Below are 9981 nucleotides of genomic sequence, written 5' to 3' on the forward strand. Positions count from 1 at the left end.
CTTCTGCGCAGGCGGTTTCGCGTCCGGGCACGCCGTGGGGAGGCCCCCGGTGCCGCGGTGCGGTGTTGACCGAACGCGATGCTAACCGTAATGATTTTCATTGTCACCTCTTGGGCCGGCCATCTGTCCGGCCGCCCGCCTCGCTCCCACCCGCCATCACCCCGCCACCGCACGGCCCCGCCCTCACGGAATGCGAGCCCCATGCCTCCCGCCCCGCGCCGCACCGCCCTGCTCTGCGCGCTCCTGACCTGCGCCGCACCGCTCACCACCGGCACCGCCACCGCCGCCGAACCCCACGCCGCCGCCCCGTCCCCGCACTTCGGCACCTGTCCGGCCTCGGTCTCCGCGCCGCCCGCGCCGGACCGCGTCGAGTGCGGCACCGTGAGCGTGCCGCTGGACCACACCCGCCCGGACGGTGAGCACATACGGATCGCCGTCTCACGCGTCCGGGCCTCGGGCACGCCCGCCGAACGGCGCGGCGTCCTCCTGGTCAACCCCGGCGGTCCGGGCGGCTCCGGCCTCCCGTATGCCGTCACCAAGCGCGCCAAACTCCCGGAGTCGGTACGCCGCGCCTACGACGTCATCGGCTTCGACCCGCGCGGCACCGGGCACAGCGCCCCCGCCGACTGCGGACCGATGGGCGGGCTCTTCGACAGCCCGGCCGCCGGCTCCGCGCCGTTCGACCCCGTACCGCACGACCGTCCCGGCGAACGGGCCTACCTCGACGCCCAGCGACGGCTGGCCGCCGACTGCGCCGCCGGCACCGGCCGCGCCCTCCCCCACCTCTCCACCAGCGAGACCGCACGCGACATGGACGCCGTCCGGACGGCGCTCGGGGAACCGCGCATCAGCTACCTCGGCGTCTCGTACGGCACCTACCTCGGTGCCGCGTACGCCGCGCGATTCCCGGACCGCGTGGGCAAGTTGGTGCTGGACAGTGTGGTCGGCCCGGAGGACTGGCACGCGTTCGACGTACGGCAGGCCCGCGCGATGCTCCGCCAGCGCGACGTCCTCTTCGACTGGCTGGCGCGGCACGACTCCCGCTTCCGGCTCGGCACCACCCCGCGCGAGGTCCGCGCCGCCTACCTGCGCACACGCGACGGCCTGACCACGCACCCGGTGGCCGGCTTCGGAGCGGCGGCCTTCGACCGTGCCGTCTACCGTGCCCTGGGCCGCACCGAACGCTGGACCGCCCTGGGCGACGGGCTCCGCGCCTACCTGGACGAGGGCGCGGTCGACCGGCTCCGCCCCGCCGAGCCCTTCGACGGGCCCGCGTCACGTACGTACCAGGCCGCCAACCGGGCCGTGAAGTGCGCCGACGGTCCGGGGCCCACGCCGGGCCGGGTCCTCGCCGACATCCGTGGGCTGCGACGCCTGGACCCGCAGCCCGTACTGACCGGCCTGGAGGCGGCGAGCTGCGCGTACTGGCACACCCGCCCCGCCGAGCGCACCCGGCTCGGCAGCCCCACGGCGCCCCCGGCCCTGCTCGTGGCGTCCGCGCACGACCCCGTGACGCCGATCGCCGGTGCGCGGGCCCTCGGCCGCACCCTGCCCGGTTCCCGGCTGGTCACCCTGCACAACGACTACTCGCACGGCGTCTTCGCCAGCCGCGGCAACTCCTGCGTGGACTCCACGGTGGCCGCGTACCTCGTCGGCGACACCGTCCCGGCCGGGGACGTGCACTGCGATGGCCCGGGGCTGCCCGAGCCGACGCCGCCGCGACCGTGACCCCGGCCGAGGACGAGAGGCCGAGTCCGAACAGCGAGGCCACCGGGTCTTCCGGGCGTTGCCGGCCGTCGCCCGTCTCGTGGAAGACGAGGCGCTCACCGTGGACGGCCGCGCCGGTCTCGCCGCGGCCCTGTCCGGGCCTTACCACCTCCATGCTGTCGCGCACGGCGGCGACTTCGGCGAACTGTTCCCGTTCACGACGGATCGCATCGGGTCGTTGGGCGGCCTGCGGAGCATGAGCATGCAGGTCTCACCGGCGCCGCCGCCCCCTCAGCCCACCACCGCGGCCTCGGGCGGATCAGCCCACCACCGCGGCCTCGGGCGGATCAGCCCACCACCGTGACCTCGGGCGGAAGCGCCTCCAAGAAGCCCGGGGCATCCAGCAGCCGCTCCTCGAAGAACCCGGCCACACACGTCCGGGTGATCTCGGTCCCCCGGCCGCCGGGCAGCGAGCCGAGCGCGAAGGCGTACTCCTCCGCGTCGGTGAACTCCCGGTAGCCGAGGGGACCGGCCAGGGCGTCGAGGTCGGTTGCCGACCCGTGCCCGCCACCGTCGACCAGCAGATGGTGCCGCGGCCCGCGCAACACGTCCCACAGACGGCCGCGCGCCTGTGTCTCCTCCGGGAACTCCGGGTCGTCCGGGGTGAACTGGCACAGCAGGAACGGTCGCTCCAGGCCGGTGCGGAGGACATCACCGTACGGGGTGCCGTCGAGGTTCACCCCGGGCCGTGAACCCAGGGTCGAGCCGCATGGCCTCGGCCGCCGCCGCGCCGCCCAGCGAGTGGCCCGCGACACCGGCCCGCGACGGGTCGAGCAGGGCGTGCCACCAGAATCCGGGGGCGGTCAGCCGGGCGCGGGCGAAGCCGAGGTCGGCGGCCCGTACGTCCAGGTAGCGGCCGGAGAGGTCGCCGGTGTCACCGTCCGCCAGCCCGTCCGGTTCCCGGTACGGCACGATCCGGCCGTCAGGGAACTCCACGGCGATCGCGTCCGCCGGGTGGTCCAGGGCGGCCACCAGGAACCCGCGGCTCGCGAGGTCCTCCCCGAGCGCGGTCAGGTCCGCGCGGTACCGGCCGTGGCCGGGCGAGAGCAGGATCAGCGGACAGCCGCGCGCCTCCGGAGCGGGCGGCGCGTCCGCGATGCCGTGTACGAGGACCCCGGCCGCCGTGTCGCGCGGCAGACCGGAGCAGCCGGGTTCCTCCTCCCACCCGTCGACCACCAGGGGCGACATCGTGTCGGACACGTACCGCCCCGGTGCCGCACCGGCCTCCGCCCGGGCCGGGTACCAGAACTGCGCCATCAGCTCGCGGGACCGGCCGGGCCGGAACGGGTCCGCACGCCCGTCGTCGACGAGGTGGGCGGTGCGCACGCCCACGGCGTGCGGGCCGGTGGGCGGGGGCAGTTCCAGACCCGGTACGGTGCGCCGTGCCGACGCCGTACCGTCGGTGTCCCGGGCGATGTGGCTGGTCCGCACCATCCGCCTGCTGCCTCTCCCTCGATTCCACCGGCGGACCATCCGATCACCCCCGGTGGCGCAGCGCACCGGATTTTCCGCGCGCACCGGCCGCTCCCCGCCCCCGCGGCAGCGGATTTTCCGGGAGGGCCGGAATGCGCGGCGATCCTTCTTCGGCGGGCGGGCGGGGACGCTCACCATGGGGGACGACGCGGGTGGCAGCCCGCCCGGCCGCGCAGCCGCAGCCGGTCCGTACCAGCGCAGGAGCCAGCATGATCTTCATCGTCGTCAAGTTCACCGTCCGGCCCGAGTACCAGGACTCGTGGCTGTCGCTGGTGGACGACTTCACGCAGGCCACCCGGCAGGAGCCCGGCAACCTGTTCTTCGAGTGGTCGACCAGCGTCGACGACCCGCGCCAGTTCGTCCTGGTCGAGGGCTTCGCCGACCGGGAGGCGGGCGACAAGCACGTGAACTCCGCGCACTTCAAGGCCGGCCTGGAGACGATGGCCGGCGCCATCGCCACCACCCCGCAGATCATCAGCAGCGAGATCGACGCCGACGGCTGGGGCCCCATGGGCGAGCTGGCGCCGCGCGAGGCCTGACCCGCCGGGGGACAGCACGCCGTCGCCCGGCGCCCCGCCCTTGCCCCGCCCGTCGGCCACGCGATCTTTCCGGATCCGCGGCCGGCGGGCGGGACGGCCGGGGACGTCGCACGCGGCGCGCCTGACCGCCTACAGCACCGCCGCCACGCCCCTCGTCCTGCGCAGCGATCACGAGTTGCCCGGACTCCTGAAGGCCGGCGGCGGGATCAGAACGGCGTGGCCGGGAGGTACTTCCCGTCCAGGGTGATCACCGCGCGGGAGCCGCCCTCGGGGTCGTCGACCTTCCGGATGTCCAGGCGGAAGTTGACGGCGCTGATGATGCCGTCGCCGAACTTCTCGTGGATCAGGGCCTTGAGGGTGGTGCCGTAGACCTGGAGCATCTCGTGGAAGCGGTAGAGGGTGGGGTCGCTGGGGATGCCGTCCGGGATGCTGCCGCGCAGCGGGATCGTCCGTAACAGCCGCTCCGCCGCCTCGTCCAGGTCCAGGCGCTCGGCCACGGCCCGGGCGGCATCGGCGGGCAGGGCGTGCTGGCCGAGGAGCGCGGCGGTGACGAAGGCGACGGACAGACCGGTGGCGTCGGCCAGTTCCTGCCAGGTCAGGTCCTTGCGGATCTTGGCCTCGACGACGGCGAGGGCCAGGTCCTGACGGGCCTGCGGGTCGAGCTGGGCATGCGGCATGGAAGCGTCCTTTCGGAAGTGGGGGCGGGGCCCGGACGGGCCACGCCCGGCAAGGGGCTCAGGAGAGCGGGACAAACGTTCCGCTGCGCGGGTCGAGGACGTCGACGGCTCCGGTACGGATGTCGTGGGTCCAGCCGTGCAGCGTCACCGCGTCCCGCGCGAGGGCGCGGGCCACGGACGGATGGGTGGCCAGGTGGGCGAGCTGGACGGTGACGTTGTCGTGGACGAGCGTCGTGACGGCCGCGGCGGTCCCGCCTTCCCCCGCGGCGGTACGGGGTCCGGCGGGCCCGGCCGTGTGCAGCCAGCCGTCGAGGGCGGGCAGCTCGGTGAGGTCCTCGCCGGTGGCCAGGGCCGTCATCGCGCCGCACCCGGAATGCCCGCAGACGATCACGTCGCGGACGCCGAGCACGGCCAGCGCGTACTCGATACTGGACGACACCGCGTCCGGTGCCGGCCCGTACACCGGTACGAGGTTCCCGGCCGTACGGATCACGAACAGCTCACCGGGCCCGGACTGGGTGAGCAGTTCCGGTACCACCCTGGCGTCGGAGCAGCCGATGAACAGCGCGCCCGGCCGGTGGCTGGTGGCGAGCCGCTCGAAGAGGGCCGCTCTGGCTGGGTGGACGTCGCGCCGGAAACGCCGGACGCCGGCGGTGAGGTCGGGATGCACAGCCACTCCTTGCTGAGGGGAACCGGCCGGGAAGCCGTTGTCTCCACCATGCGTGACCTGCCGCTATAGCGTCCAAGACGTAGAACTCATGGCAGCTATCAGCGCTGCCTATAACCGCTTACAGTGGCGGGTATGGCCCTGGAACTGCGCCACCTCCGCTATCTGCTCGCGGTGGCCGAGCACGCCAACTTCACCCGCGCCGCCGAAGCCCTGCACGTGTCGCAGCCCACGCTCTCGCAGCAGGTCAGGCAGCTTGAGCGGACACTGAAGGTGCAGCTGCTGGACCGTACGGGCCGCACCGTGCGGCTGACCGACGCCGGCGCGGCGTACGCGCACTACGCCCGCAGTGCGCTGCGGGACCTGGAAGCGGCCGAGCGCGCCGTACTGGACGTACGGGACCTGTCGCGCGGGGCGCTGCGCCTGGCCACGACGCCGACCTTCACCGCGTACCTCGTCGGCCCGCTGGCCGGGGAATTCCACACCCGGCACCCGGGCATCTCGCTGACCCTGCGCGAGATGCCGCAGGAGCTGATGGAGTCGGCGCTGCTGGCGGACGAGCTGGACCTCGGTATCGCGTTCAGCGGGCCGCACCTGCCGGGCGTCACCGGCACCGAGCTGTTCACCGAGTCCCTCAGCCTGGTCGTCGGCCCCACCCACCCGTACGCCGGCCGGACGGCGCCGCTGCCCATCCGCTCCCTGCGCGACCACCGACTGGCGCTGCTCAGCGCGGACTTCGCCACCCGCCTGCACATCGACACGCACTTCGGCGAGCACGGAGTGCGCCCGGACATCGCGGTGGAGGCCAACTCCATCACGGCCCTCACCGAACTGATCCGGCGCACTCCCCTGGCCACCGTGCTGCCCGACGCCATCACCCGCGAACAGCCCGGCCTGCACCCCGTCGCCCTCTCCCCCGCGCTCCCCGCCCGCACGGTGACCCTTCTGTACCGGGAGACGGCCTACCGCAGTGCCGCGTCCGGCGCCTTCGCGCGGCTGGCCCGGGAGTGGGGACGGGAGCACGGGGAAGGGCCGGAGCGAGGCTGAGGGGCCTGCGGGGCACGTCCGGGGGCCGCGCAGGCGCCCCCGCCGTGCCGGGGTGTCAGCCCACCCAGCGGGTCCGCGAGGCGGCGGCGCAGAAGCCGGGGCCGAAACCGAGCAGCAGACCGCGGGCGCCGGTGGCCGGCGGGTCGTCGTGGAGGCGGTCCAGGATGCGCAGGACCGTCGGACCGCCGGTGTTGCCGCCGTTGGCCAGGGTTTCGTGCGAGTGGCGGGCCGCCTCACGCGAGACGCCGCCCTGTTCCTCGACGAGTTCGAGGATCTTCCGGGAGCCGGGGTGCAGGACGGCGAACTCCGCTTCCTCACCGGGCCACGGCAGCCGCGGCAGTACGGCGGAGACCGCGTCGAGGGCTTCCCTGGTGCTGTCGAAGTGCAGGCCGTCGGGCTCGTGCCGGGTGGCGTAGGCGGAGAGCGAGTCGGGCACCAGGTGCTGCCAGGTCTCCTCGATGAACATGCCGGGGTCGGCGAGCTTCTCGTGGCTGACGACAGCGGCGGCCCCGGCGTCCCCGAAGAGCAGCTTGTACGCCGTGTGCTCGATGGCGCAGTTGTCGCTGCGCTGGTACGAGGTGCTGAGCTTCTCCGCGCCGACGACGAGGAACCGGTCGCCCGGCCGGACGACGCGGGCGGCGAGACCGAGGGCGTGTGCCCCTCCGGCGCAGGCGAGCTGGGTCATCGGGATGCGGACGAGGTCCGGGTCGAGTCCGAGGGCGGACACGACCGCGGCGTCCGGGCCGGGGGTGCGGTCGCCGGTGGCGTTGAACGAGATGATGCCGGTGACGTCGGCGGGGGCGATGCCCGCGGCCCTGAGGGCCCGGCGGGCGGCGGTGACGGCGAGGTCGCGGACCGCGGCCACGGCGATGTCGTTGCGCTCACGTATCGAAACGGTCCGGGCGACATCGGCCAGCGGCTCGGTGAAGCGCCGGTAGCGGACGCCGGTCCGGTCGGCGATGCGCGCGGCCGCCGCCTTGGCCACCCGGTACTTCTTCGCCCGGACGTGCGGGCCGTCGGCCGCGTCCCACTTGGCCCAGACGGCGATGTCCTCCACGATCGGCTCGTTGCGGATGACGTGGGGGGCCTCGGCTATGCCGGGTCGGTTGACGTACGCCACTGGGTGTCTCCTGGAAATGCGCGTAGGGGGTGGCACCGGTCCGCGCGAGACCGCGGACCGGACGCATGATCATCAGTTGACAGCGGCACCGTGCCGGGCCCGCGGGGCGTAAATCACTCACCATGCGGAAACCTGCCTCGGGACGTCGTGGCCACCGGGACGATGCTCCGGCACGTCGTGCCGCTCCGCGACGCCGGCTGCGGCGGTCGGCTCGAAGGAGGCGTTGCGGACGGTCATACGCCCATTCTCGTGGCATTTCCCGTGGCTTGTGCCGTGTGGAGCGCCACAGCCGGGTCCGGGTAGAAATTTATGGTCATCTCGCGGAAGAGCGGCGAGGCTTCGGGGCGGGCCGACAGCATGACGGCCCAGCCGAAACCGCGCGTCCCGTGATTCATCGGCCGCCGGTCACCGTCCGGATGAATGTAGGCGTTGTCACCCTGGTTGTAGATGACGGACAGCCGCTCGTCCCGCAGCAGCCGGTCGCGCAGCCGCAGCAGATGCGGGTCATTGGGCGAGGCCGAGACCGAGGCGCGGAACTGCGGGACCAGTTTGGGCGCCCAGAATTCGAAATACCCGGCCAGGACACTCCGGGCCTCCGCACTGAAGAGGAACCATTCGGCCATGTTCGACGGAACCTTGCCGGACGGCATCATCTGCCGGAATGCCTCGTTGTGGTAACGCAGGTTCCACCGGTGGTCGTTCAGGTAGGAGATGGCCCGCTGACCCTCGATCTTTATCTTGTAGTCCGGCGTCACATCGAGTCCGGCCTCGGGATCCAGCGGCGCGGGCGTCGTTCCGTACAGGTCCATGTGGGCCTGCCGGTATTCGCTCTCCTTGAAGCGCAGCGCCACGGCCAGTTCGAGAAGATACGCCGGGGAAGGAACCCGCCGGCCCTGCTCGTAACGGGCATACGTGTTGAAGCCGCGGTTCATCAGGGTGTCCACCTCCGGCTGGGTCAGGCCGGGGACGGTCGGGCCGCGCTGCGCGGTGCGCTTCGGAAGGCCGACGTCCTCGGGCTTCAGCACGCTCCTCTTGGCGCGGCAGAGCTGCCTGAACGCCTCCAGTTGCGCCTTGGTCGGCCGGTAGGTGGATAGCATGTGCGATCGAGTCTTCCTGTGGAGCGGCACGCGACCGGCCGGGAAACTCCCAGCCAGGCGTGGCCCTTGATTACTCAACGACCGGATCTCAGGATGAGAGGCGGGCAGCAAACAGGCCGTCCGGTTTGTGTACGGAAGGAGGAGCGCGTGGAGTCGGCACACCTCGACGCGAGAGACGCGCAGGGTCCGTCCACAACGGTTCCCCCGTCCTCCGGACAGCTCACGGCAGGCGGTCCCGCTCGGGACGGGGCCCGCCACGGCCGATCAGCGTACTGGTCCACGTCGGCACCGCCCAGGAGCCGCGGACCGGCCCGGCGGGCGCGCACTCACCGGTGACCCGGCCCGTCCGCGCATGAGTACGGCAGAACAGTACGCGGCGACGGCTGCACGGACGCCCGGCGTTCGAGGGGATCGCATGGAGAATTAGGCAGTAAAGCACGGCAAATTACTCCCCCGCCAAGGGGCGACATGACCGTTGCAGCACAAAAGGCCACCAAGATCATTTTTGGTGGCTCGTCGGCGTTCCCCGCCCGGCAGTCGCCGCTCAAGTCGTCCCCACTCGGCCAAGTCTCCGCCCGTCGCATCGCGCCCCTCGCCTCTCGTCTCCCGGGCCTCGCCAAAAGCCCCGAGTGCCGTTTCCAGCGCGCACACCGGCTCGGCGGAGCAACAACGGCAGGCTGCTCCTTCACCGGAGCCTGAGAAGCAGAAGGCACAGATGCAGGAACGCGCAGTGAAGACGCGAGCACGGTTGTTGACGACCGCCAGCCAGGTTTTCAACGAAAGGGGGTACAACCGGGCTTCCGTCACCGAGATCGCGGCGCGCGCGCATTCGACGGCCGGCGCGCTGTATCACCATTTCTCCTCCAAAGCCGGGCTGGCCGAGGAAATCCTCGCGGTCGACCTCACCGAAGGGGTCGAGCAGAATCCCGGTGCGCCCGCCCTGCAGGAATGGATCGACCTGGGTCTGCTGCTCACCCACCGCGTTCAGGAGGACCCGCAGGTGAAGGCAGCGCTCCAGCTCGCCGCGCTGGACAAGCCCACGCGGACGTGGGCCTCGCCCTGGGCGTCGTGGAAGGACACGGTGACCCGGCCCCTCCTCCGGGCCCAGCAGGGGGGCGAACTGCTCCCCCGGGTGGAACTGGCGGCCGTCGCGTCGCTGTTCATGACGAACTGGGTCGGCGGCGAGAGCCTCACGTCGGGCGACGACCATGCCGTGAAGACGCAGATGAACAACTTCTTCACCTACACCCTGCCGGGCGTGGCGACACCTGGCGTCCTGTCGCGGCTGGACTACTCCCCCGAGCGGGGCCTGCTGCTCCGCGAACGGTTCTCCCTCGGCGCGTCGCCGGACACGACGCTCGTTCCCGCATGAAGGCGGGCTCCGGTACGGAGTCCGAGCCGGCCCGGGCCGGCGTCCGCACATACGAAAGGCCCTGCCGGCTCACCGGCAGGGCCTTGGACGTGGACATGGGCGCGGTCGCGGCGTGGTCGTGTGCGACGTGAAGCGTCCTGCCACGGCCGGTGCACAACGCAGAAAGCCCCGCACCATACGGTGCGGGGCTTCCCACTTTCAAAAGAAGTTCGGCGGCGTCCT

11 protein-coding genes are annotated in these 9981 nt (G+C 72.4%); 5 read left to right on the top strand and 6 right to left on the bottom strand.

Annotated elements, in window-relative coordinates; genetic code table 11:
- The first annotated feature begins 201 nt into the window (after nucleotides 1-201).
- Nucleotides 202-1728, top strand: coding sequence for an alpha/beta hydrolase (locus AB0A97_RS40945; protein ID WP_361160998.1), 1527 nt, complete (start codon nucleotides 202-204; stop codon nucleotides 1726-1728).
- A 79-nt stretch (nucleotides 1729-1807) separates the two neighbouring features.
- Nucleotides 1808-2071, top strand: coding sequence for a hypothetical protein (locus AB0A97_RS40950; RefSeq protein ID WP_361161001.1), 264 nt, complete (start codon nucleotides 1808-1810; stop codon nucleotides 2069-2071).
- On the opposite strand, the gene AB0A97_RS40955 is transcribed toward AB0A97_RS40950, so the two are convergent.
- Nucleotides 2055-2447: a hypothetical protein gene (locus tag AB0A97_RS40955; protein WP_361161004.1), complete on the bottom strand. Its 393-nt coding sequence runs from the start codon at nucleotides 2445-2447 to the stop codon at nucleotides 2055-2057. The genes AB0A97_RS40950 and AB0A97_RS40955 overlap by 17 nt on opposite strands.
- Complete coding sequence (locus AB0A97_RS40960; RefSeq protein ID WP_361161007.1) at nucleotides 2419-3201, bottom strand: hypothetical protein; 783 nt, start codon at nucleotides 3199-3201, stop codon at nucleotides 2419-2421. Before AB0A97_RS40960 ends, AB0A97_RS40955 begins: the two co-directional genes overlap by 29 nt.
- A 248-nt stretch (nucleotides 3202-3449) precedes the next feature.
- On the opposite strand from AB0A97_RS40960, the gene AB0A97_RS40965 reads away from it, so the two are divergent.
- Nucleotides 3450-3779: a putative quinol monooxygenase gene (locus AB0A97_RS40965; protein WP_361161010.1), complete on the top strand. Its 330-nt coding sequence runs from the start codon at nucleotides 3450-3452 to the stop codon at nucleotides 3777-3779.
- A gap of 206 nt (nucleotides 3780-3985) precedes the next feature.
- Here the strand turns inward: AB0A97_RS40965 and cynS are convergent, their stop codons facing one another.
- Both cynS and AB0A97_RS40975 read right to left on the bottom strand, forming a co-directional pair.
- The gene (cynS, locus tag AB0A97_RS40970; protein ID WP_361161013.1) at nucleotides 3986-4456 is read right to left on the bottom strand and encodes a cyanase; all 471 of its coding nucleotides are present in this window, start codon (nucleotides 4454-4456) and stop codon (nucleotides 3986-3988) included.
- A gap of 58 nt (nucleotides 4457-4514) precedes the next feature.
- Entirely contained in the window at nucleotides 4515-5126 is a 612-nt protein-coding gene (locus tag AB0A97_RS40975; protein WP_361161016.1) for a carbonic anhydrase, read from the bottom strand.
- A gap of 132 nt (nucleotides 5127-5258) precedes the next feature.
- On the opposite strand from AB0A97_RS40975, the gene cynR reads away from it, so the two are divergent.
- Nucleotides 5259-6170, top strand: a complete 912-nt coding sequence (gene cynR, locus AB0A97_RS40980; RefSeq protein ID WP_361161019.1) for a transcriptional regulator CynR — start codon at nucleotides 5259-5261, stop codon at nucleotides 6168-6170.
- Nucleotides 6171-6225: 55 nt separating this feature from the next.
- Here cynR and AB0A97_RS40985 read toward each other — a convergent pair whose 3' ends face one another.
- Both AB0A97_RS40985 and AB0A97_RS40990 read right to left on the bottom strand, forming a co-directional pair.
- Nucleotides 6226-7290 carry a PhlD gene (locus AB0A97_RS40985; protein ID WP_361161022.1) on the bottom strand — a complete coding sequence of 355 codons (1065 nt, stop codon included), beginning with the start codon at nucleotides 7288-7290 and terminating at the stop codon, nucleotides 6226-6228.
- Nucleotides 7291-7523: 233 nt separating this feature from the next.
- Nucleotides 7524-8387: a helix-turn-helix transcriptional regulator gene (locus AB0A97_RS40990; protein ID WP_361161025.1), complete on the bottom strand. Its 864-nt coding sequence runs from the start codon at nucleotides 8385-8387 to the stop codon at nucleotides 7524-7526.
- Between the two features lie 730 nt (nucleotides 8388-9117).
- Between AB0A97_RS40990 and AB0A97_RS40995 the strand changes: the two genes are divergently transcribed.
- Nucleotides 9118-9759 (top strand): TetR family transcriptional regulator, encoded by a 642-nt coding sequence (locus AB0A97_RS40995; protein WP_361161027.1) that lies wholly within the window; start codon nucleotides 9118-9120, stop codon nucleotides 9757-9759.
- Nucleotides 9760-9981: the final 222 nt, after the last annotated feature.

The organism is Streptomyces sp. NPDC045470, from assembly GCF_040646595.1.
In the GTDB taxonomy this organism is placed as follows: Bacteria; Actinomycetota; Actinomycetes; order Streptomycetales; family Streptomycetaceae; genus Streptomyces.

Bases quoted from the DNA above. Each gene is read 5' to 3' on its own strand.
- cynS (WP_361161013.1), bottom strand. From the start codon at position 4,456: ATGCCGCATGCCCAGCTCGACCCGCAGGCCCGTCAGGACCTGGCCCTC.
- cynR (WP_361161019.1), top strand. From the start codon at position 5,259: ATGGCCCTGGAACTGCGCCACCTCCGCTATCTGCTCGCGGTGGCCGAG.
- AB0A97_RS40990 (WP_361161025.1), bottom strand. From the start codon at position 8,387: ATGCTATCCACCTACCGGCCGACCAAGGCGCAACTGGAGGCGTTCAGG.
- AB0A97_RS40960 (WP_361161007.1), bottom strand. From the start codon at position 3,201: ATGGTGCGGACCAGCCACATCGCCCGGGACACCGACGGTACGGCGTCG.
- AB0A97_RS40965 (WP_361161010.1), top strand. From the start codon at position 3,450: ATGATCTTCATCGTCGTCAAGTTCACCGTCCGGCCCGAGTACCAGGAC.
- AB0A97_RS40945 (WP_361160998.1), top strand. From the start codon at position 202: ATGCCTCCCGCCCCGCGCCGCACCGCCCTGCTCTGCGCGCTCCTGACC.